We start from the raw sequence: 21,509 nt of genomic DNA on the forward strand, positions 1-21,509 counted from the left end.
GCACGGGCTCCGACCTACGATGACGACATGCACCATGCCGCCTGGGTGATCGCGCCGCTCGTCCTTGTCGGCGTCCTCGGGTTCAGCGCCGTGGCCAAGCTTGGCAAGGGCGCCTCGCTCCAGCGGATCATCGGCAACCTGCACCTTCCGGACTGGGTCCTCCCCGCACCGCTGGCCCGGGCGGTCCCGGGGATCGAGCTGGCACTCGCCGCCGGCCTGCTCACCCCGTGGGGACCGGTCTTCGGTGTGGCCGCGGCCGCCACCCTGCTCCTCATGCTCACCTACTGGGCCCTCATCGCGCGCGGTCTGACGATCACCCCGCGGCCCAGCTGCGGCTGCTTCGGCCAGGCCGGTGACCACCGCATCTCCGGACGGACCCTCCTGCGCAACACGCTCCTCGTGTCAGCCGCGGCCGCTGCCCTCGCCCTCGCGGGGTCGGGTCGCACCCTGTGGTCGCTCGTCGCGGACTTCACCGCCGAGGACGGCCTCTGGCTCGCCCTTGCGGGCCTGGCCTGCCTGGTGACGGCGCTCGTCCTCGGCAGGTTCGAGCAGTCAACGCCGATCGAGCAGGCGGGGCCGTTCGAGGGAGCCGATGCCCTCACGCCCGGTCAGTCCTTCGAGCCGTCCCCCGTGGACGAGGACGACTACGTCCGGAGCCCCACGCCCGAGCTCCTGCTCCACGACCCCGCGTCGGGTCCCGTCACGCTGCTCGAGCTCTCGGCGCGGCGGGCCCAGCTGCTCGTGTTCGTCAACTGCTACTGCGTCTCGACCCGGGGCATCATCACTGAGCTCGAGGCCTGGCAGGAGGGGCTGCAGCTCGTCGACGTGCGCATGGTCTTCTCCGTCCCTCTCGTCGAGACCCTCCTCCCGAGCACCCCACGGCTGACCCTGGTCGACCACCGAGGCCTGACGTGGCGAGCCCTCGGACTCACGGGATCACCGAGCGCGGTGCTCCTCGGCGTCGACGGATTCCTCGCGGGCGGGCCGGTGTCGGGATTCGACGACGTCCGCGACTTCGTCGCCGAGCTCGCCCAGACGCTGAGCGAGGCGCCTGCTGCCGGCGATGCGCCGGGGGCGTCGGACACGGGTCCAGCCGCCGTCGACGTCGGTCAGTCGCAGGGACAGCTCACCGGCGACCGGTGAGCTCCCACGCGTCCTCGCTGTCGTCCTCGTCCTCGTCCCAGGCCTGCACCTGGGGCCGGCTCTCGAGGCCGGCCGCGACCGCATCGGGGCCGTAGCGGTCGGTCGGGACCTGCTGGGTCGGTGCGGTCGCCGGCGACATGGGCGGCGCGTCGATCGAGGGAACGCCAGCCTGGGGCACCTCGTCGGTCGCCTCGTTGTCGAAGGCGGGGTCGTCGTCGGGGATCTCGTCGCCGCGCAGGACCGCGAGCGTGGTCTCGAGGTCGTCGGGGCGCACGAGCACGTCGCGCGCCTTCGACCCCTCGGACGGGCCCACGACGCCACGGGACTCGAGCAGGTCCATGAGGCGACCGGCCTTGGCGAAGCCCACCCGCAGCTTGCGCTGGAGCATCGACGTCGAGCCGAACTGCGTCGTCACGACGAGCTCGGTGGCCTGCAGCAGCAGGTCGAGGTCGTCGCCGATGTCGTCGTCGAGGTTCTTCTTGGGCGCGACGACGGCGACGTCCTCGCGATAGGTCGGCTTCAGCTGGCCGGTCACGTGCGCGACGGCGTCCTGGATCTCGGTCTCGGTGACCCAGGCACCCTGGACGCGCATCGGCTTGCTGGCCCCCATGGGCAGGAAGAGCGCGTCACCCTGGCCGAGGAGCTTCTCGGCGCCGGGCTGGTCGAGGACGACGCGGCTGTCGGCGAGCGACGAGGTCGCGAACGCCATGCGGCTGGGCACGTTGGCCTTGATGAGGCCGGTGACGACGTCCACGGAGGGGCGCTGGGTGGCGAGGACGAGGTGGATGCCGGCGGCGCGCGCGAGCTGCGTGATGCGCACGATGCACTCCTCGACGTCCCGTGGCGCGACCATCATGAGGTCGGCGAGCTCGTCGACGACGACGAGGAGGTAGGGGTAGGGCTGGATGACCCGCTTCGAGCCCGGCAGCGGCTGGACCTTGCCGGACTTCACCGCCTTGTTGAAGTCGTCGACGTGCTTGTAGCCGTAGGCCGCGAGGTCGTCGTAGCGGGCGTCCATCTCACGCACGACCCACTGGAGGGCCTCGGCCGCCTTCTTGGGGTTGGTGATGATCGGCGTGATGAGGTGCGGGATGCCCTCGTATGCCGTGAGCTCGACCCTTTTGGGGTCGACGAGCACCATGCGGACCTCGTCGGGCGTCGCGCGCATGAGGATCGAGGTGATCATCGAGTTCACGAAGCTCGACTTGCCCGAGCCGGTGGCGCCGGCGACGAGCAGGTGGGGCATCTTGGCGAGGTTGGCGATGACGTAGCCGCCCTCGACGTCCTTGCCGACCCCCATGACCATCGGGTGGTGGTTGTCGCGCGCGACCCGGCTGCGCAGGACGTCGCCGAGGCAGACCATCTCCTTGTCCGGGTTCGGGATCTCGATCCCGATCGCGGACTTGCCCGGGATCGGACTGAGGATGCGCACGTCAGCCGACGCGACGGCATACGCGATGTTCTTGGACAGCGCGGTGACGCGCTCGACCTTGATGCCCGGGCCCAGCTCGACGACATATCGGGTCACCGTCGGTCCGCGGGTGAAGCCGGTGACCTGGGCGTCGATGCCGAACTCGTCGAGCACTGTGGTTAGGGCCTCGACGACGCGGTCGTTGGCCTCGGAGCGCTCCTTGTGGGGCGCGCCCTGCTTGAGGACGGAGTTGTCGGGGAGCGTGTAGGTGACGTCGCCGGCGAGGGAGAGCTGCTCGACGCGCTGCGGCAGCGGAGTCGTCGGCGGCGCCTCGAGCCGGGTCGGTTCCAGCGGTGCCTTGGCGGTCGCGCCAGGAGCGAGGACGCCCGGTGCCGTGGGTCGCTTCTCGCCGGGGCGCGGCCCGCCCTCCTCGGTCACGGGTGCGGCGTCGGCGGGACGGTTCTTGCGGCCCTTGCCGCCGACGCGGTCCTCGTAGGCGACGATCGCGGCCTGCTCGAAGGCCTCGTCGCCGACGAGCGGCTCGTCGGGCACGGCGCGGCTCCGGCGCGGCTTCTTGGCCGGCGACGCGTCAGTCTCGGCATCGTCCTCGTCGGTGTGTGCCGGGTGGCCGAGGAGCGCGGCCTTCAGCTGGTCGAAGCGGTCCGGGATCTCATGCACCGGCGTCGCGGTGAGCACGAGGAGGCCGAAGATGCCGAGGAGGATGAGCAGCGGGATGGTCCCGTAGATGGAGACCGCGGTCTCGAGGGGGCTCGACGCGAGGAAGCCGATGATGCCGCCGGCAGCGCGCATCCCGTCGGCGCCGGCCGGCGGCTCCGGGATGCCGGCGGCGACGTGGACGATGCCGGTCGAGGCGAAGGCGAGGAGCGCGGTGCCGATGGCCATGCGGTTCGTCGCGGGGTGCTCGCGCGGGGTGCGCCACAGGTGGAGGCCGAAGAGGAGCAGGACGATCGGGACGACATAGGCGACGCGGCCGAAGGTGCCCGCGACGACGGCGTGCGTGGCGTCGCCCACCATGCCGGCGAGGCCCCACCACTCACGTGCGGCGACGACGACGGCCAGGGCGATGAGGGTGAGGCCGGCTCCGTCGCGGCGGTGCTCGGGTTCGAGGTCGTGTCCGGCGTGGGAGACCTTGCGGACGGTGCCTCCGGTGGCGTGGGCCAGGCCCATCCAGGCTCCGCGCACGGCCGCCACCGGCATGGGGGTGCCGCCCTTGGCCGGGGCCTTCTTGCGGCTCGCGGGACGGGCGGGTGCGCGGCGGTTCGCCGGTCGACCGGAGGCCGGGCGGGAGCGCGCAGGAGAAGTCGAACGGGAGGCCATGTTCGCACCCTAGGCGAAAGTCACCACAGACACACGCGTCACACGCGCCACAGGCCCGCTCGCCTTTCCCACCGGCCGCATTATCGGGTGACCCGATGATGTCCCGCTCCACCCGAGTTGCCAGATCGGGTGGAGCGCCCCATTATCGGGTGACCCGATGATGCGGCGAGGGGTCTGGGTGCGAGGTGGGAAGTCGGGAGTCGGGAGTCGGGGGTCTCAGACTTCGGTGCGGCCGTCGTTGTCCTTGTTGCGGACGCCGATCTTGCTGCCCAGCCACACCAGCGGGTCGAACTTGCGGTCCACGACCCGCTCCTTGAGGGGGATGATCGCGTTGTCGGTGATCTTGATGCCCTCCGGGCACACCTCGGTGCAGCACTTGGTGATGTTGCACATGCCGAGGCCGGCTGCGTCCTGCGCGAGAGCCCGTCGGTCGTGGGTGTCCAGCGGATGCATGTCGAGCTCGGCATAGCGCAGGAAGAAGCGCGGACCGGCGAACGCCGGCTTGTTGTCCTCGTGGTCACGCACGACGTGGCAGGTGTTCTGGCAGAGGAAGCACTCGATGCACTTGCGGCACTCCTGGCCCCGCTCCACGTCGATCTGCTGCATCCGGCGCTTGCCGTCCGGGTCACGCTCCGGTGGCGCGAAGGCCGGCAGCTCCTTGGCCTTCTCGTAGTTGTAGGAGACGTCGGTGACCAGGTCGCGGATCACCGGGAAGGCCCGCATCGGCGTGACCGTGATGACCTCGTCCTCCTCGAAGTCGGAGAGCCGGCACATGCACATGAGGCGCGGCCTGCCGTTGACCTCGGCGCTGCACGAGCCGCACTTGCCGGCCTTGCAGTTCCAGCGCACCGCGAGGTCCCCTGCCTGCGAGGCCTGCACGCGGTGGATCGCATCGAGCACGACCTCGCCGTCGGAGACCTCGACGGGATAGTCCTTGATCTCCCCGCCGGAGGCGTCCCCTCGCCAGATCCGCAGCTTCAACATGTAGCTCATGCGAAGTACCCCTTCAGCTCGTCGGGCATCTCGGGCAGCGGCTTCTCGTGGAGGCTGACGCCCGTCCCCTCGGGGTTGAGGGTGACCACGAGGTTCTTGGTCCCCCACTCCTCGTCAGGCCCGGGGAAGTCGTCCCGGGTGTGGCCGCCGCGCGACTCCTCGCGGGCGAGCGCCGCCTTGGCGATGCACTCGCTGACGATGAGCATGTTGCGCAGGTCGAGAGCCAGGTGCCAGCCCGGGTTGTACTGCCGGTGCCCCTCGACGACCATCGTGCTGGCCCGTGCCTTGAACGCCTCGATCGCACTGAGCGACTCCTCCAGCTCGGGCGCCGTGCGGATGATCCCCACGAGGTCGTTCATCGACTGCTGGAGGTCGGACTGGATCGTGTAGGGGTTCTCCCCACCCTCGACCTCGAACGGAGCCAGGGCGCTCGTCTGGGCCGACTTCACGTCCTTCTCGTCGACCTGCGGTCGACTGTCGCCGAGAGACCTGGCGTATGCCGTCGCGGCCTCCCCCGCGCGCTTGCCGAAGACGAGCAGGTCACCCAGGGAGTTGCCCCCGAGCCGGTTGGAGCCGTGCATGCCGCCCGAGCACTCGCCCACGGCATACAACCCCGTGACCGCGCTCTCCTGGGTGTCGGCGTCGACCTCGACCCCGCCCATGACGTAGTGGCAGGTCGGGCCGATCTCCATCGGCTCGGCGGTGATGTCGACGTCGGCCAGCTCCTTGAACTGGTGGTACATCGATGGCAGCCGCTTGCGGATGAACTCGGGTGAGCGCCGCGAGGCGATGTCGAGGTAGATGCCGCCGTGCGGGGTCCCTCGACCCGCCTTGATCTCGGAGTTGATGGCGCGCGCGACCTCGTCGCGGGGCAGCAGCTCGGGTGGGCGCCGGTTGTTCTTCTTGTCGTCGTACCAGCGGTCGGCCTCCTCGACCGTGTCCGCGGTCTCGGTCTTGAAGAAGTCCGGGATGTAGTCGAACATGAAGCGCTTGCCCTCGGAGTTCGTGAGGATGCCGCCGTCGCCGCGCACCGACTCGGTCACGAGGAGGCCCTTGACCGAGGGTGGCCACACCATGCCCGTCGGGTGGAACTGCACGAACTCCATGTTGATGAGGCTGGCGCCGGCCCGCATGGCCAGGGCGTGGCCGTCGCCGGTGTACTCCCAGGAGTTGGAGGTCACCTTGAAGGACTTGCCGATGCCGCCGGTGGCGAGGATGACACTGGGGGCGTCGAAGACGATGAAGCGACCGGACTCGCGCCAGTAGGCGAAGGCGCCGGCGATCCTGTCGTCGGCCTTGAACAGGTCCGTGACCGTGCACTCCATGAAGACGTCGATGCCCAGTGCCACGGCTCGCTGCTGCAGGGTGCGGATCATCTCGAGTCCGGTGCGGTCGCCGACGTGGGCGAGCCGGGCGTACTTGTGGCCGCCGAAGTCGCGCTGGCTGATCAGCCCGTCCTCGGTGCGGTCGAACAGCGCTCCCCAGTCCTCGAGCTCCATGACCCGCTCGGGCGCCTCCTGGGCGTGCAGCTGCGCCATCCGCCAGTTGTTGAGCATCTTGCCGCCACGCATCGTGTCGCGGAAGTGCACCTCCCAGTTGTCCTCGGGGTAGGAGTTGCCCATCGACGCCGCGATCCCACCCTCGGCCATCACCGTGTGGGCCTTGCCGAGGAGGGACTTGCAGACGACCGCGACCCTGGCGCCCGAGTCGTGGGCGGCGATCGCCGCGCGCAGCCCGGCACCGCCGGCCCCCACGACCACCACGTCGTAGCTGTGGCGCTCCATGCCTCCCGGGGCGTCACCGGACATGGCGTTGCCTGTCATCGGGTGCCGGCCCTCGCCGGGCGCCGAGGCCTGGGTCATCAGAAGAACCTCACGTCGTCGATGACGCCAGCCGCCAGCAACCAGATGTAGAGGTCGACCAGGGCGACGGAGAACAGGGACACCCACGCGTAGCGACCGTGGTGGACGTTCTGCTTCGAGACCCAGGTCCACAGCCGGTAGCGCACGGGATGCTTGGAGAAGTGCCGCAACCGACCGCCGACCGCGTGCCGGCACGAGTGGCACGAGAGGGTGTAGAGCCAGATGAAGACGACGTTGACGAGCATGAGCACCGTGCCGAGGCCCACGTGGCCCCACTCGTGCTCGGCGTTGCGGAAGGCCAGCACCACGTCGAAGGTGAGGACCATCGCGACGAGCACCGCGGCATACCAGAACCAGCGGTGGACGTTCTGCAGGATGAGCGGGAAGCGCGTCTCACCGGAGTAGGCCGAGTGCGGCTCGGCGACCGCGCAGGCAGGCGGCGAGAGCCAGAACGCCCGGTAGTAGGCCTTGCGGTAGTAGTAGCAGGTCATCCGGAAGCCCAGGGGGAAGATCAGGATGATCAGCGCCGCGGACAACGGGAACGCCCTGAAGGGCTGCCCGAAGTCGGAGGCGCCCTCGACGCAGTCACCGAGGCAGGGCGAGTAGAACGGCGAGAGGTAGGGCGAGGCGTAGTAGTCGCGCCCCATGAACGCGCGGATCGTCGCGTAGACCACGAAGGCGCCGAACACCACGAAGGTCACCAGTGGCGAGAGCCACCAGCGGTCCTCACGCAGGGTGCGCGCCTCGATCCCCGCCCGCGTCGGTCCTCGGACGCCGGTCCGGTCCTGAGTCGCCACCGCCAACACCTCCCTGTGTTGGCTACACCATGGTGGAAAAGCCCCCACAAGGGAAGGGGGCGCGCGGGCGACCGACTGTGCCTCAGGCCTCGATGACGACGGGAATGATCATGGGGCGACGGCGGATCTTGCGACCGACCCAGCCACCGACCGAGCGGCGCATGACCTGCTCGAGCTGGTAGCTGTCGTTCATGCCTCCGGCCGTCGCGTCGTCGAGCGCCTTGACCAGGCTCGGCATGACGTCGTCGAAGACCACGTCCCCCTCGACGAAGCCGCGGGCGGTGATCTCGGGGCCGGCGACAATCTTGCCGGTCGTCGAGTCCATGACGACGATGACGGAGATGAACCCCTCGTCGCGCAGGATCCGGCGGTCCTTGAGCAGACCCTCGTCGGCCTCTCCGACCGACGACCCGTCGACGTAGACGTAGCCACACGGAACCGCACCAGCCACTCGCACCTTGCTGTCGACGAGGTCCACCACGACGCCGTCCTCGACCACGACGACACCCCTGGGGTGCACACCGGTCGCGAGCGCGAGGTCGGCGTTGGCGCGCAGGTGGCGCCACTCGCCGTGCACCGGCATGACGTTGCGCGGTTTGACGATGTTGTAGCAGTAGAGGAGCTCGCCGGCGCTCGCGTGGCCCGAGACGTGGACCTTGGCGTTGCCCTTGTGGACGACGTCGGCGCCGAGCCGCATGAGCCCGTTGATGACGCGGTAGACGGCGTTCTCGTTGCCGGGGATGAGCGAGGAGGCCATGAGCACGGTGTCGCCCTCCCCCACCTCGATCTGGTGGTCACGGTTGGCCATCCGCGACAACGCCGCCATGGGCTCACCCTGCGAGCCGGTGCAGATGAGCGTGACCTTGTCGTCCGGCAGGACCCCGAGCTTCTTGAAGTCGACGAGGATGCCGTCGGGGACGTGGAGGTAGCCGAGGTCGGCGGCGATGCCCATGTTGCGCACCATCGAGCGGCCGACCATGGCGACCTTGCGGCCGGACTTCTCGGCGGCGTCGAGGACCTGCTGGACGCGGTGCACGTGCGAGGAGAAGCAGGCGACGATGACTCGGCGGCGCGCGTCCCGGAAGACGCGGTCGATCGCCGGGGCGATGTCCTTCTCGGGCGTGGTGAAGCCCGGGACCTCGGCGTTCGTCGAGTCGGTCATGAAGAGGTCGACGCCCTCCTCACCGAGCCGAGCGAAGGCACGCAGGTCGGTGAGTCGCCCGTCGAGGGGCAACTGGTCCATCTTGAAGTCGCCGGTGTGCAGGATCGTGCCGCCGGAGGTGCGCACGAAGACGGCCAGCGCGTCGGGGATCGAGTGGTTCACGGCCACGAACTCGCAGTCGAAGACCCCGAAGCTCTCGCGTCCACCCTCCTTGACGGCGAGCGTGTAGGGCTTGATCCGGTGTTCCTTGAGCTTGGCCTCGATGAGAGCCAGCGTGAGGTTGGAGCCCACCAGCGGGATGTCGGACTTCAGGCGCAGGAGATAGGGCACCGCGCCGATGTGGTCCTCGTGACCGTGCGTGAGGACGATGGCCTGGACGTCGTCGAGCCGGTCGGCGATGTAGCTGAAGTCCGGGAGGATGAGGTCGATGCCCGGGTGGTGGTCGTCGGGGAAGAGGACGCCGCAGTCGATGATGAGCAGCTGGCCCTTGTGCTCGACGACGGCCATGTTGCGGCCGACCTCACCGAGACCACCGAGGGCGACGACGCGCACGCCACCGTCCGCGAGAGGGCCGGGCAGGGAGAGCTCGGGGTGCGGATGACTCACCGCAGGCCTGCTTCCGCCAGACCCTTCCGAAGGATCTCGAGGTGCTCCGGCGGGGACTCGACCAGCGGCAGCCGGACGAAGGCCGACTCGATGACGCCCAGCTCGACGAGCGCGGCCTTGGCCATGATGGCGCCCTGCGAGGTCGTCATGATGGCGTCGACGGCCGGAATGAGCCTCTGATGGATCGAGCGCGCGGTGGTGAGGTCGCCGGAGTCGGCGGCCGCGACCATCGCGGCATACTCCTGGCCGGCCACGTGCCCGACGACCGAGACGCAGCCGACCGCGCCCTGGGCGAGAAGGGCCAGGGTGAGCACGTCGTCCCCGCTGAACCAGAGCAGGTCGGTCGCGGCCATGACGTGGCTCGAGGCCCAGAGGTCGGCCTTGGCGTCCTTGACCGCGGCGATGCGCGGGTGCTCGGCCAGCTCGACGAGCGTCTGCGTGGTGAACTCGACCCCGGTGCGGCCGGGGATGTCGTAGAGCATGATCGGCAGCTCGGTCGAGTCGGCCACGGCGCGGCAGTGCGCGACCAGCCCGGCCTGGGTCGGCTTGTTGTAGTACGGCGAGACGAGCAGCAGCGCGTCCGCCCCGACCTCGGCGACGCGACCCGCCATGTGGATGCAGTGGGCCGTGTCGTTGGAACCGACACCCGCTGTGATGGCCGCACGGCCCCCCGCCACCTCGACCGCGAGGCGGACGACGTCGATGCTCTCGTCGTCGGTGAGGGTCGAGGCCTCCCCCGTCGTGCCGTTGACGACGATGCCGTCGTGACCGTTCGCGACGAGGTGCTCGACGACGGCTCGCACGCCTGCCTCGTCGACGGATCCGTCCGGGTGCATCGGGGTGACCATGGCCGTGATGACCCGGCCGAAGGGGTTCGTCGTCATGACCCTCAGGGTAGTCGTTGTCGAGCGAGCACCTGCCCGCCACAGTCGCGGCACGGTCGGTGCTCACGGCTACGCTCGCACCCATGCGCCAGTACCTCGACCTCCTCGACCGCATCCTCGACGAGGGCGTCGACAAGTCCGACCGCACGGGCACGGGCACGCGCTCGGTCTTCGGGCACCAGATGCGCTTCGACCTCGCTGAGGGCTTCCCCGTCATCACGACCAAGAGGCTGCACCTGAAGTCGATCATCGGCGAGCTCCTCTGGTTCCTGCGCGGCGACACCAACGTCCGCTGGCTCCAGGAGCGCGGCATCTCGATCTGGGACGAGTGGGCCGACGAGCACGGTGACCTCGGCCCCGTCTACGGCCACCAGTGGCGCTCGTGGCCCACTCCCGACGGCCGTCAGGTCGACCAGATCGCCAAGGTCATCGAGGGCATCCGCACCAACCCCGACAGCCGCCGCCACATCGTCAGCGCCTGGAACGTCGCCGACGTCGACGACATGGCGCTGCCGCCCTGCCACGCGCTCTTCCAGTTCTACGTGAGCAACGGCAAGCTCTCCTGCCAGCTCTACCAGCGCTCGGCCGACGTCTTCCTCGGCGTGCCGTTCAACATCGCCTCCTATGCCCTGCTCACGATGATGGTCGCCCAACTCACCGACCTCGAGCCCGGCGAGTTCGTCCACACGCTCGGCGACGCGCACCTCTACTCCAACCACCTCGAGCAGGCCCGGCTCCAGCTGGCCCGCGAGCCACGCGCCCTCCCGACCATGCGGATCGCACCCAAGACCGCCATCGACGACTTCGACCTCGACGACTTCGAGCTCGTCGGCTACGACCCGCACCCGGCGATCAAGGCGCCGATCGCGGTCTGAGACAGGTCCTTTCCGTCGATCCAACGATCAGGTATGCCGCCCCCTCACGATGCGCGGCCGGCATACCTGACGTCGTGGTTCCGCCGGCAATAGGGTGAGCGGCATGACCCAGGTGACCCTCATCGCGGCCGTCGGGCGCAACGGCGTCATCGGCGCGGACAACGACATGCCCTGGCACCTGCCCGAGGACTTCGCCTTCTTCAAGCGGACGACCATGGGGCACGCCATGGTCATGGGGCGCAAGACCTTCGACTCGATCGGGCGGGCACTTCCCGGACGCCGGAGCATCGTCATCACGCGCCAGAGCGACTGGCGCCACGCCGACGTCGAGACCGTCCACTCCCTCGACGACGCACTCGGGCTGGCGGGTCCGGTGGGTGAGGTGTTCGTCGCCGGTGGCGGCGAGATCTATGCGCAGGCGATGCCGTTCGCGCACCGGCTGCTCATCACCGAGGTCGACCAGGAGCCCGACGGTGACGTGCGCTTCCCCGAGATCGACCCGGTGCACTGGCGCGAGACGGCTCGTGAGCAGCGTGACGGCTTCGCCTGGGTGACCTACGAGCGTTCGCTGGCCTGACGAGCGTCCCTCGAGCCCGACGGGCGCGCCAAGATTGCGATCATGCGACGCAGAACTCGTTCCCCTCGGGGTCCTCCATGACGACATGGCCGAGGACGTCGCCGACCCGCTGCTCTCGGACGACGCGCGCCCCGAGAGCGACGAGCTCGGGCACCTTCGCCCGGATCATCCGCTCCCGTTCCCCCATGTCCCAGGGCCCCTCCCCCGCGACCCGGACGTCGATGTGGAGCCGGTTCTTGCTCGACTTCCCCTCCGGGACACGCAACCAGCTCATGGCGGCGCCACGACCGTCCGGGTCGATGATCGACGCGCCGTCCGGATCGTCGTATCCCGGCTCCATGACGTACCCCAGGGCCTTGGCCCAGAACGCAGCCACCAGCAGCGGATCGCTCGCGTCGCCGCCCAAGGTCCAGTGGATCGCCATGGGCCGCAGACTACGACTCGTTGTGGACGATCTGCGTCCGGATCATCCTGCCCGCGTCGATGACGACCTGTGCGTCAGGGCTTGCGCGGGTCGACCGGACCGGTGGAGGTGAACCGCTCGCGGTGGATGTGCTCGACCCCGATGCCGGAGCCCGTGAGCCAGGCCTCGACGTCGGCGATGAGTCCTTCGGGTCCGCACAGCCACCAGTCGTCGACACCTTCGATCCCACCGACGTCGTCGAGCACGGCCCGGATGACGAGCGGGTCGATGCGTCCGTGCCGCACGCCGTCCACCCGCTCCCGGCTGAGGACGTGCTCGATGCGCAGTCGGCCGCCCGAGTCCGCCTCGAGGGCAGCCGCCTCATGCCCGAGCACGGTCGACTCGCGGGTCCGGTTCGCGATGATGAGGTCGACGGTCGAGGCGTCGTCCTGCTCCAGGGCCGCCGCGGCGATCGCGAGGACGGGCGTGATGCCCGAGCCCCCGACGACGCCGACGTGGTGGCGTGGACCCGTCACGTCGTCGAGGACGAACTCCCCCAGCGGTGGGAGCACGCCCATGACCTCGCCCGCGGCGACCTCGGACGCCAGCCACGGTGACATGCGCCCGCCCTGCACGGCCGCGGCCGCCACGCGGATGATGCCGTCGCGGCGGGCACGACTCGGCGGCACCCAGATCGAGTAGGACTGCCGCACGTCCTCGTCGTTGATGAGCGCCCGCAGCGTCACGTACTGACCGGCGCGGTAGTCGAGGAACATCGGCATGTCGCTGACGTCGAAACCGATGGACACGGCGTGCTCAGCCACGGGATCGACCTCGGCCACGGCGAGGGGGCGGAAGACCGGGTGTGGCTTCGAGGGACGACGCAGCAGGGACACGCCCTCCATCCTCACAAACGCCTCCCGGTTAGGCTCGACCGCGTGACGATTTCCTCACGTACCTCCGACCGGGTCACCGTCCTCACGATCGACCGGCCGGACCGACGCAATGCGCTGAACCTTGACGCCCTCGACGAGCTGGACGAGGCGGTCGAGGCAGCGATCGCGGTCTCGCGCGCCATCGTCGTCACCGGTGAGGGCGGACACTTCTGCGCCGGTGCCGACCTCACCGAGCTCGAGGACGTGGGCTTCACCGACCGGCTCGCCGAGGTCCTGGACCGTCTCTCGCAGGCGCCGATCACGACGGTCGCAGCGATCTCGGGCTTGTGCATGGGTCTCGGGATGCAGCTGGCGGTCGGGTGCGACCTGCGCGTGGTCACCGACGACGCCCGCTTCGCGGTGCCCGTGGCCCGGCTCGGGCTCATGGTCGACCACTGGACCCTCGAGCGGGTGACCCGCTTCTGGGGCGAGGGCGCGGCCCGTCACATGGTCCTCACCGGCGCGGTGCTCACCGCCGACGACGCGTGGCGGCTCGGCTTCGCCCAGGTGCGCGGCGACCTCGACGCCGCCCTCGAGCTGGCCGCGAGCGCAGCCGACCTCGCTCCCATGACCCAGGCGGGTTCCAAGCTCGGGTTCGACGCCCACGGCGGCAACCACACCGAGGTCGCGCGCTACGAGGCGGCCTTCGCCGAGGCCTGGTCCAGCGACGACCTGACCGAGGGCCGCTCGGCCTTCCGCGAACGACGCACCCCACAGTTCCAGGGCAGATGAGCCACGACCACGGCGACGGCGCCGACCACTCGCACGCCATGGGTCCGACGGCTGATGCGAGCGTGCGCACCGCCAAGCCCACCGACGCTCCAGCCGTCGGTGTCGTCCAGGCTGCCGTCTGGACGCAGGCGTATGCCGGCCGCCTGCCCGACGACGTCGTCGCCCTCTTCGAGGCGCCCGCCTTCGCCAAGGCCTGGCGGCAGTCGCTCGAGAACCCGCCCGAAGGGGTGCACCGCCTGCTCGTCGCGAGAGCCGGGGAGCAGGTCGTCGGCTTCGCCGCCATCGGCCCGAGCCAGGACCCCGACGCCGGTCAGGCCTGCGGAGAGGTCACCGCGATGGGCGTGCACCCGGGCGCTCGCCGCATGGGCCACGGCTCCCGCCTGCTCAACGCCTGCGTCGACACCCTTCGTGGAGCAGGCGCCGAGGAGCTCGCGACCTGGGTCCTCGCCGACGACGAGGCCACCCGCGCCTTCCTCGTCGCCTCAGGTCTCGGTCCCGATGGCGCCTACCGCGACCGGGTCGTCTCGGCGGACGGCGACACCCTGCGCGAGGTCCGCCTCGTCGCCTCGCTCGCCCCTCAGGACCCCGACCCCGAGGAGACGGAGCCGGCGCGTTGACGACGTCGGCGGCCGATCCGAGAGGTGAGGGGCTCGCCCACGGCGAGCCGGCGGCATACCCGCCGCTTGACGGATCGAAGCGCAAAGCCGTTCTGCGACAGTCGCTCTCGGTCGGCATCGCGACCGGCGCCTATGGCATCAGCTTCGGCGCGCTCGGTGTCGCGTCGGGCCTGAGCGTCCTCCAGACGGTGGCCCTGTCGGTGCTGCTGTTCAGCGGTGGGTCACAGTTCGCGGTCGTCGGGATCCTCGGCGCCGGCGGCACCGGGTCTGCCGCCGTCGCCACGTCGACCCTGCTCGGAGTGCGCAACGGGCTCTATGCCCTCCAGACCTCGCGGATCCTCGACGTGCGCGGGTTGCGGCGCCTGCTCGCGGCCCAGCTGACCATCGACGAGTCGACGGCGGTCGGTGTGGCACAGGAGGACCGGCGCGCCGGACGACTCGGCTTCTGGGTCACCGGCATCGCCGTGTTCGTCTTCTGGAACCTCATGACTCTGGGTGGCGCCCTCGTCGGCAACGCCCTCGGCGACCCCGAGCGCTATGGCCTCGACGCGGCGGCGGCCGCGGCGTTCACCGCGCTCCTCTGGCCGCGTCTGCGCAGCCGCGACGCCGCCGCGACCATGGTCCTCGCCGTCGCGATCGCGCTCCTCACCTCCCCCGTGCTGCCCGTGGGGGTGCCGGTCATCCTCACGGTGCTCGCCGCCGTCGTCATCGGGCTGAGCGGCGGCGGCCGGCACGAGCGAGCCACCGAGGACCCCGAGGTCGCGTCATGAGCTCCTGGACCATCGTGCTGCTCGCGTCGGGGCTGGCCTATGCGACCAAGCTCGCGGGCTACCTCGTGCCGGAGTCGTGGGTCGAGGGCCCCAGGCGCAGCCGTGTGCTGACCCTGCTCCCGGTCGCCCTGCTCGCGGGGCTGGTGGCCATCCAGACCTTTGGTGGCGACGGCGGCTCGCTGCACGTCGACGCGCGGCTGGCCGGCGTGGCCGCTGCGATCGGGCTCCTGCTCCTGCGCGCGAACTTCCTCGTCGTCGTCATTGGCGCGGCTGCCGTCGCTGCCGGGCTCCGCGCGCTCGGCTGGGGCTGACGCGTCAGGCGATGCCGAGGTAGTGCTCGAGGCCGACGGTGAGCCCGGGGTGATCGCCCACCTTGCGAACGGCGGCGAGGACTCCGGGCATGAAGGAGACCCGGTCGAAGGAGTCGTGACGGATCGTGAGCATCTCACCGGTCTGGCCGAACAGGACCTCCTGGTGCGCCACGAGTCCACGCAACCGAACCGAGTGCACGGGTATGCCGTGTGCCCGCGCTCCGCGGGCACCGTCCGGATCGCTCGTGGTGGCGTCCTGCACTGCGGCCAGGCCGGCTCGATCGCGGGCGGCGCCGATGAGCTCGGCGGTGCGGGCGGCCGTGCCTGATGGCGCGTCGACCTTGTCCGGGTGGTGGAGCTCGATGATCTCGACGGACTCATAGAACTCGGCAGCCTTCTGCGCGAAGGCCATCATCAGCACGGCACCGATCGCGAAGTTCGGTGCGATGAGCACTCCGACCTCCGGGTGCTGCTCGAGCCGGGTGCCGAGCTCGGCCAGCTTGCTCTCGCTCCAACCGGTCGTGCCCACGACGACGTGGACACCCTGGTCGAGGCAGTGGGCGACGTTGGTGGCCGACGCGTCAGGGACCGAGAACTCGACGACGACGTCGGCTCCCCCGAGGTCACCGAGGTCGTCATCGACGTCGAAGCAACCCACCAGCTCGAGGTCGTCGGCCGCGTCGACGGCCCGACACACCTCCGAGCCCATGCGACCGGATGCGCCGATGACCGAGACCCTGGTGATGCTCACGCCCGAACTCTAGTGCCGCTCGCGATGCCCTGCCCCGGCGCCGCCCACGCGCGTGGCAGCGAGGAGCTGCGGGACGACGAGGGCGACGACGGAGACCGGGGCGGCCGCGAACAGCCCGAGGGGGACCGCGAGCCACGGCACCAGACCGGCCACGGCGACGAGGCCCGCAACACCGGCGGCGACGAGGGGCAGGGCCCGCGCGACCCACACCGGCAAGGCGATGGGGCGTTCGGGCGCCCGTGCCGTCACCCAGAGCCATACCCCCACGAGGGCCGCGACGACCGAGGTCCCGGCGCCGAGGACGAGCGCCTGGCCCGTCTCCTCCGAGCTCGCTGACGCCAGCTGGCCCATGGAGAACAGGAAGGCGGCGAAGACCAGCTCCACCACGACGACACCTGCGACGAGGAGGCTGACGTTGCGGGCCAACGGCGGCCGGCGAGGCGTGGGGTCGCTCATGCGAAAGTCGGCCAGCTGCTGCCCGGGAACGCCGACATGTCCGTGAGCGAGCCGTTGAGGTTGCCCTTCTGCACCAGGCAGGTCCCCGTCAGGATCCCCGTCCCCACGAGCAACGCCACGAAGAATCCGGCTATCGCGAGCTTCACGCCGAGCGGGATGCCCACGACCGCCCCCGGACCGGTGGCCGTCGAGGCTGCGGCCACGAGGATCCCGGCGATGGCCGCCATGATCGCGGTGACGATGGACCCCCACCAGACGATGATGGCCAGCGCGACGTTGTCGAGTGCCCCGGCGATCTTCTCGGCGATCGGGCCGACCGCCTTGAAGGCGGCGATCTGGTCCTTGGACCTGGAGACATAGATGTCCGAGGCCGTGCCCTTCCAGTAGACATCGACGTCGGTCGTCTCCTGGGTGACCGTTCCGGCCCACGGCGTGACCACCTGGCCCACGTCCTTGCGCCACGAGGTCGCGGCGTCGTACAGGATCCACGGCGCACCGAACACGTTCCAGTGGTCCGCGAACCACGCGGTGAACTTGTTCCACAGAGGGACCACGAGGTTGTTCCACAGGTCGACGGCCCGGTCGGCAGCCCACCCGAAGAAGCGGCCGATCTTGCGCACGACCGAGTTGAAGTTCTCGAGGCACTCGTCCATCTTGCGCTGGAACTCCTCGTACTTGGCGCGGATCTTCTCCATCAGCTCTTCGGCGGTCATGTCCTCGTCCTCACGGGTTCGTCGGTGACCAGATGGCACCGATCTGCGCCAGGGCGGCGTCGTCGTCGGTGGCGTACTGCCGCTCGATGCCCTTGAGCGTGTCGTCGATGAGCGTCATCGCGGCTGCCCCCTGGCCGAGCAGGGTGGCGACCCGGTCGCGGACGTCGTCGTACGTCGACACGAACCCGGTCATGTCGCCGATGACGGACGCGCCGTTGGTCGTCACGTTGATCGCATTCGCGTTGGTCTGGGCAGTGGTCATGTCGGTCTCGGCCGAGCTCCAGGTCGAGGCTGCGTCGAGAAGTGCCTGCCGTTCGACTTCGTAGCTCATGTCGTCCTCCCGTGCGTGGTGTGTGCGTCAGCGTTCATGGCTGGAGCCCGAACCGGCGGCTCAGGGTGTGAGGGTCGCCCAGGCGGCGCATGGCCTCCTGCGTGGATCGGGCGGTCTCGCTCACCGTGGCGAAGCCCGCCATCATCTGCCTCTGCGCGTCCTGCAGGGTGTCACCGACGAGGCGGCCGATGTTGGCGGGGTGTGCGCCGGCGAGCCACCGGGGGTCGAGCTCGAGCCGCGAGATCTCGCCGCTCGAGTCGATCTCGACGTGGACCTCACCGCGTCTGCTCCGCGCTGATGCCGTGTGGGCCGAGGCGGAGTCCAAGGAGGACTCGAGCGCCGCGAGCGCCTGCTCGGCCTCCCCGAAGATCTCTCCCAGCAGCCGCTCGGCCTCCTCCCGGCTCACCGGCTCGGTGCGACCGAAGATCTCGCCGCTGTCCTGCGGCATGGGCATCGGGCGCGCCGGCGGGAGGGGCTGGGCGTCGATGGCCTCGACCTTGGTCGCGAACTCGTCCAGCACGCTGCCCTGCGTGCGGACCAGGGCCTCGAGGATGACGTCCGAGAGGGACACCTCGTCGGCCCGGGTGCGCCAGTGCGGAGAGATCCTGACATCACGGACGTCGCCGTCGGGACCGATGCGGACCGTGACGATGTCGAGCTCGTCGTTCCCCTCGCGCTCGATGCGCTCCGGCGCAGCAGCCTCCAGAGCCTGGATCTCGCGGTCGTTCTGCTCACGCAGCTCGTGAAGCTCTTCTCGGAAGTCCTTCGGCACGGCATACCCCTCTCGTCGGCGTCCGGCGTCGGCGCCCCTGCGCGCTGCACCGAGTCTCACGGCGGGCCGCACTCTGCGCAATGGGGAGCACTCCCCTGCTTCCGGGACACGCCTTGGCGTATGTCGTTCACCTTCTGTTCATCTTTGGTGTACCTTTGGGTGAACAGAAGGTGAACGACCGCCCGTGCCCTCCAACGGTGTCGCCCACCTCCGCCGGTCCTCGAGAGGAGACACCCATGAAGAAGGTCGCCACGACCGTCACGGGTCCGGCCTGCCTGACGATGCGTTGGGTGCCGGTCACCCGGGATGGACGCACTCGGATGGAGATGCGCTGGAGCGCACCCGCAACGGTTCGCCGCATCCCCAAGGTCGCCTGACCGGGCTCTTCAGCCCTGACCCACTCGAGTCGCCCATCCAGCCACAGGCCGGGTGGGCGACTTCGTGCGACGTGGGCTCAGCCGACCGCGTCGTCACTGCCGACGAGCCATCGACCGCCATCGCGCTCGACGGTCCATCGGTGCGACTCCGTGATGGGGCCGCCGCTCCTGGGGCGGAAGGTGAGTCGCATGTCCACGGTTCTCGCCTCCGCATCCGGGTCGAGCGCGGTCACGCTCACCGACTCGATCGTCCTCCAGAACCCCTCATACCCCTGACGCCCGCCGGCCTCGCGCTGCATCGCCGGCGTGAGCTGGGCGAACGTGTCGTCCCGGCGGGCCGAGTCGGTGACCCCGGCGTAGTAGTCCCGCACGAACGCTCCGAGGGCAGCGTCGCTGCTCGCGGCAGTCGGGGACGGAGATCTCGTCGGGGTCGGGGTCGGGGTGCGAGTCGGGCTCGAGGGCGTCCTGCTCGGCGTGCGCGTCGGGGAGGAGCTGGTTGTCCCCTGAGGCGTGCTCGACGGGGTCGACGACGGCGGAGGGGTCGACGACGTGGGGGGTGTCGTCTGCGGGGCGCTGCTCGTGCGCGTGCCCTGCGCCGAGTCGGGCTCGTCGACGCCGTCCCGGTTGGCGAGGGCATACGCCCCCCCGCCGAGCAGGATGGCCAGCAGCAGGACGAGGGGCCAGCGTGAACGCCGCCGATCCGCTCTCTGCCCGGACCCGTCCTCACGCTCACCGTCGGCGCCCCCGAGCGCGGGAGCCGTCGCGCCCACGCCCGCAGCCCACGCCCCGTCGGATCGCGTGTCGGCTCCGGACTGGGCACCGAGGAAGTCGTCGAGCTCGTCCAACCCGCTCGTGGGGCGGTCCACCGGTGCCATGGCGGCCGGCAGGACGGACGTCGGCACCCGTCCGGCGGCGATGTCGTCGAGCTCGGCGGCGGCCTCGGCCATGGTCCAGCGCCGAGCTGGATCAGGCTCCATCATGGCCTCGATCGCCCGACCGAGCGGGCCCGCTGCGACGAGCGGACGCATTCGCCCGGCGAGGACGTCCTGCAGCACCGCGAGGGGGTTGTCCCGCTCCTCGAACGGCGCCCGGCCCTCGACGGCGTGGAAGAGCGTCGCCCCGAGGGCCCAGGTGTCCGACGCGGGCGTCGGGTCCTCGCCGCGAGCGAGCTCGGGCGAGAGGAACCCGGGCGTTCCCGTCATCTGTCCGGTGAGGGTCAGCTGGGCGTCGGCCCCGCTGCGGGCGATGCCGAAGTCGCTCAGCTTCGGGGTGCCGGACCGGTGCACGAGGATGTTGCTCGGCTTGATGTCGCGGTGCACGATGCCCCGGTCGTGGGCGCGGTCGAGCACCCTGGCGATCGCCGCCCCGATCTCCGCCGCTCGGGTCGGTGACAGCGGGCCCTCGTCTCGCACCAGCTCCGACAGGCTCGCCCCGTCGACGTACTCCATGACGAGCCAGTGCGCCTCGTCCTGGTCGATGATGTCGTAGACGGCCACGGCATTGGGGTGGTTGAGGGAAGCCGCGATCCGTGCCTCACGCATCGCCCGCAGCGCCGCTGCCGAGTCCCCGGGGAGCGCGCCGATCCGCTTCACGGCGACCTCGCGCTCCAGGGTGAGGTCGAGGCAGAGCCAGACAGTCCCCATGCCTCCCTGCCCGACGGCGCGCACCACCTCGTAGCGTCCAGCGATGACCTGCGGCTCCACGGTGTCCTCTCGTCGTTCTTGGCGCCCTCACCCTACGTCCGCTGGAGGGGCCAGCCGGGTCTCAGGCGGGGGCTCAACCGCTCCAGATCGTGGCAAGCGTGCGCAGGTCCTCGGCGACGTCCTCGCGGTAGGCGTTGTAGAAGGGGTCGAACGGCGTCCGCAGGTGGTAGCCGCGGATCGTGAGCGCCTGCACCGACACGATCGTGCCGCTCGCTCGTGAGAAGAAGTCGCGGTGGTCCACCATCCGCAGCCGCTCGTCCCACCTCACGGCCCGGATCGACGCCGTGCGGGCGAGGTACAGCTGTGGTGTCTTGGGCACGACGGGCAGCTCGCCGATGAGTGTCCCGAAGGGCAGCAGAGGCGCTGCGGCCCCCGGGAAGAGCGCCTCCGCCCCGGCGGCCACGACCCGCCAGCGAGGGAGGTCGACCCGGGCGAGCGCCACGAGGTCGACCTCGGCGTGGTCGTCGAGGAAGTTCATCGCCGCCACGATGTCGCTCGCGGCGGTGAAGACCACGTCGTCGTCCGTGACGAAGACGAGCTCGGTCTCGACCGCGTCGAGCGCGGCGTTGCGACCTGCAGGGACCCCGCTGTTGAACGGCAGGGGGATGACGTGGATGTCGTCCCCGAGATCGCTCACCGGCACCCGGGAGTCGTCTGCGACGACGATGCGACCGTCGAAGACCGTGCGGGCACTGGCGAGGCACCGGGCGAGCACCGCCGGACGCTCGAAGGTCTTGACGGTCATCGTCACCCGGCGGGCCACCTCGGCCCGCTCCTGCGCCGTGGCCTGGCCGAACTGGACGTGGTCGACGCGTCGCAGGACGGCGACCTGAGCCCGCTCGGCGACCCGGTAGGCCAGGCGCAGCGGACCACCGAAGCGCCCCCGCATCGCCCGCTTCACCTGCTGAACGTCCACGGCTCTTCGTCCCTTCGACCCGGCCGAACCTCATCATGGCGCACCCGCAAAGGGGACGGGGCGGCATACCGAAA

23 protein-coding genes are annotated in these 21,509 nt (G+C 70.3%); 8 read left to right on the forward strand and 15 right to left on the reverse strand.

Going from position 1 to position 21,509, the window contains the following annotated elements:
• The first annotated feature begins 27 nt into the window (after positions 1 to 27).
• Entirely contained in the window at positions 28 to 1,143 is a 1,116-nt protein-coding gene (locus ACFQW8_RS00795; RefSeq protein WP_380085072.1) for a MauE/DoxX family redox-associated membrane protein, read from the forward strand.
• Here the strand turns inward: ACFQW8_RS00795 and ACFQW8_RS00800 are convergent.
• The 6 genes from ACFQW8_RS00800 to dapA form a co-directional block, all read right to left on the reverse strand.
• A complete protein-coding gene (locus ACFQW8_RS00800; RefSeq protein WP_380085073.1) occupies positions 1,127 to 3,892 on the reverse strand; it encodes an FtsK/SpoIIIE family DNA translocase in 2,766 nt (921 codons plus the stop codon). The genes ACFQW8_RS00795 and ACFQW8_RS00800 overlap by 17 nt on opposite strands.
• A 216-nt stretch (positions 3,893 to 4,108) precedes the next feature.
• Positions 4,109 to 4,885: a succinate dehydrogenase/fumarate reductase iron-sulfur subunit gene (locus ACFQW8_RS00805; RefSeq protein WP_380085074.1), complete on the reverse strand. Its 777-nt coding sequence runs from the start codon at positions 4,883 to 4,885 to the stop codon at positions 4,109 to 4,111.
• Positions 4,882 to 6,747, reverse strand: a complete 1,866-nt coding sequence (locus ACFQW8_RS00810; RefSeq protein ID WP_449274528.1) for a fumarate reductase/succinate dehydrogenase flavoprotein subunit — start codon at positions 6,745 to 6,747, stop codon at positions 4,882 to 4,884. Before ACFQW8_RS00810 ends, ACFQW8_RS00805 begins: the two co-directional genes overlap by 4 nt.
• Positions 6,747 to 7,544, reverse strand: coding sequence for a hypothetical protein (locus tag ACFQW8_RS00815; protein ID WP_380085075.1), 798 nt, complete (start codon positions 7,542 to 7,544; stop codon positions 6,747 to 6,749). Before ACFQW8_RS00815 ends, ACFQW8_RS00810 begins: the two co-directional genes overlap by 1 nt.
• Before the next feature lie 82 nt (positions 7,545 to 7,626).
• A complete protein-coding gene (locus ACFQW8_RS00820; RefSeq protein ID WP_380085076.1) occupies positions 7,627 to 9,312 on the reverse strand; it encodes a ribonuclease J in 1,686 nt (561 codons plus the stop codon).
• Positions 9,309 to 10,196 carry a 4-hydroxy-tetrahydrodipicolinate synthase gene (gene dapA / locus ACFQW8_RS00825; RefSeq protein WP_380085077.1) on the reverse strand — a complete coding sequence of 296 codons (888 nt, stop codon included), beginning with the start codon at positions 10,194 to 10,196 and terminating at the stop codon, positions 9,309 to 9,311. The genes ACFQW8_RS00820 and dapA overlap by 4 nt, the downstream gene beginning before the upstream one ends.
• An 83-nt stretch (positions 10,197 to 10,279) precedes the next feature.
• Here dapA and ACFQW8_RS00830 point away from each other — a divergent pair, with 83 nt between their 5' ends.
• Both ACFQW8_RS00830 and ACFQW8_RS00835 read left to right on the forward strand, forming a co-directional pair.
• Positions 10,280 to 11,071: a thymidylate synthase gene (locus ACFQW8_RS00830; RefSeq protein WP_380085078.1), complete on the forward strand. Its 792-nt coding sequence runs from the start codon at positions 10,280 to 10,282 to the stop codon at positions 11,069 to 11,071.
• Positions 11,072 to 11,174: 103 nt separating this feature from the next.
• The gene (locus ACFQW8_RS00835) at positions 11,175 to 11,648 is read left to right on the forward strand and encodes a dihydrofolate reductase (protein ID WP_380085079.1); all 474 of its coding nucleotides are present in this window, start codon (positions 11,175 to 11,177) and stop codon (positions 11,646 to 11,648) included.
• A gap of 40 nt (positions 11,649 to 11,688) precedes the next feature.
• Here ACFQW8_RS00835 and ACFQW8_RS00840 read toward each other — a convergent pair whose 3' ends face one another.
• A complete protein-coding gene (locus tag ACFQW8_RS00840) occupies positions 11,689 to 12,072 on the reverse strand; it encodes a VOC family protein (protein ID WP_380085080.1) in 384 nt (127 codons plus the stop codon).
• A 74-nt stretch (positions 12,073 to 12,146) separates the two neighbouring features.
• Entirely contained in the window at positions 12,147 to 12,956 is an 810-nt protein-coding gene (locus ACFQW8_RS00845) for an FAD-binding oxidoreductase (protein WP_380085081.1), read from the reverse strand.
• 33 nt (positions 12,957 to 12,989) lie between these two features.
• Between ACFQW8_RS00845 and ACFQW8_RS00850 the strand changes: the two genes are divergently transcribed.
• The 4 genes from ACFQW8_RS00850 to ACFQW8_RS00865 are packed head-to-tail and all read left to right on the forward strand — an operon-like array spanning position 12,990 to position 15,416.
• The gene (locus ACFQW8_RS00850) at positions 12,990 to 13,718 is read left to right on the forward strand and encodes an enoyl-CoA hydratase-related protein (RefSeq protein ID WP_380085082.1); all 729 of its coding nucleotides are present in this window, start codon (positions 12,990 to 12,992) and stop codon (positions 13,716 to 13,718) included.
• A complete protein-coding gene (locus ACFQW8_RS00855) occupies positions 13,715 to 14,335 on the forward strand; it encodes a GNAT family N-acetyltransferase (RefSeq protein ID WP_380085083.1) in 621 nt (206 codons plus the stop codon). The genes ACFQW8_RS00850 and ACFQW8_RS00855 overlap by 4 nt, the downstream gene beginning before the upstream one ends.
• Positions 14,332 to 15,105 (forward strand): AzlC family ABC transporter permease, encoded by a 774-nt coding sequence (locus ACFQW8_RS00860; protein ID WP_380085084.1) that lies wholly within the window; start codon positions 14,332 to 14,334, stop codon positions 15,103 to 15,105. Before ACFQW8_RS00855 ends, ACFQW8_RS00860 begins: the two co-directional genes overlap by 4 nt.
• On the forward strand, positions 15,102 to 15,416 hold the full coding sequence (locus ACFQW8_RS00865; protein WP_380085085.1) for an AzlD domain-containing protein: 315 nt from the start codon (positions 15,102 to 15,104) through the stop codon (positions 15,414 to 15,416). Before ACFQW8_RS00860 ends, ACFQW8_RS00865 begins: the two co-directional genes overlap by 4 nt.
• Positions 15,417 to 15,420: 4 nt before the next feature.
• Here the strand turns inward: ACFQW8_RS00865 and dapB are convergent, their stop codons facing one another.
• The 5 genes from dapB to ACFQW8_RS00890 are packed head-to-tail and all read right to left on the reverse strand — an operon-like array spanning position 15,421 to position 18,499.
• Positions 15,421 to 16,167, reverse strand: coding sequence for a 4-hydroxy-tetrahydrodipicolinate reductase (gene dapB / locus ACFQW8_RS00870; RefSeq protein ID WP_380085086.1), 747 nt, complete (start codon positions 16,165 to 16,167; stop codon positions 15,421 to 15,423).
• A 9-nt stretch (positions 16,168 to 16,176) separates the two neighbouring features.
• Positions 16,177 to 16,623: a hypothetical protein gene (locus tag ACFQW8_RS00875; RefSeq protein ID WP_380085087.1), complete on the reverse strand. Its 447-nt coding sequence runs from the start codon at positions 16,621 to 16,623 to the stop codon at positions 16,177 to 16,179.
• Positions 16,620 to 17,336: a hypothetical protein gene (locus ACFQW8_RS00880; RefSeq protein WP_380085088.1), complete on the reverse strand. Its 717-nt coding sequence runs from the start codon at positions 17,334 to 17,336 to the stop codon at positions 16,620 to 16,622. The genes ACFQW8_RS00875 and ACFQW8_RS00880 overlap by 4 nt, the downstream gene beginning before the upstream one ends.
• A 10-nt stretch (positions 17,337 to 17,346) precedes the next feature.
• On the reverse strand, positions 17,347 to 17,667 hold the full coding sequence (locus tag ACFQW8_RS00885; RefSeq protein WP_380085089.1) for a hypothetical protein: 321 nt from the start codon (positions 17,665 to 17,667) through the stop codon (positions 17,347 to 17,349).
• Positions 17,668 to 17,701: 34 nt separating this feature from the next.
• Positions 17,702 to 18,499 (reverse strand): hypothetical protein, encoded by a 798-nt coding sequence (locus ACFQW8_RS00890; protein ID WP_380085090.1) that lies wholly within the window; start codon positions 18,497 to 18,499, stop codon positions 17,702 to 17,704.
• Between the two features lie 176 nt (positions 18,500 to 18,675).
• Between ACFQW8_RS00890 and ACFQW8_RS00895 the strand changes: the two genes are divergently transcribed.
• Positions 18,676 to 18,816, forward strand: coding sequence for a hypothetical protein (locus ACFQW8_RS00895; RefSeq protein WP_380085091.1), 141 nt, complete (start codon positions 18,676 to 18,678; stop codon positions 18,814 to 18,816).
• A gap of 77 nt (positions 18,817 to 18,893) precedes the next feature.
• Here the strand turns inward: ACFQW8_RS00895 and ACFQW8_RS00900 are convergent, their stop codons facing one another.
• Both ACFQW8_RS00900 and ACFQW8_RS00905 read right to left on the reverse strand, forming a co-directional pair.
• Positions 18,894 to 20,519, reverse strand: coding sequence for a serine/threonine-protein kinase (locus tag ACFQW8_RS00900; protein ID WP_380085092.1), 1,626 nt, complete (start codon positions 20,517 to 20,519; stop codon positions 18,894 to 18,896).
• 73 nt (positions 20,520 to 20,592) lie between these two features.
• Complete coding sequence (locus ACFQW8_RS00905; protein ID WP_380085093.1) at positions 20,593 to 21,435, reverse strand: glycosyltransferase family 2 protein; 843 nt, start codon at positions 21,433 to 21,435, stop codon at positions 20,593 to 20,595.
• Positions 21,436 to 21,509 lie beyond the last annotated feature (74 nt).

The sequence above is a fragment of the Knoellia altitudinis genome (genome assembly GCF_042666355.1).
Classification (GTDB): Bacteria; Actinomycetota; Actinomycetes; order Actinomycetales; family Dermatophilaceae; genus Knoellia; species Knoellia altitudinis.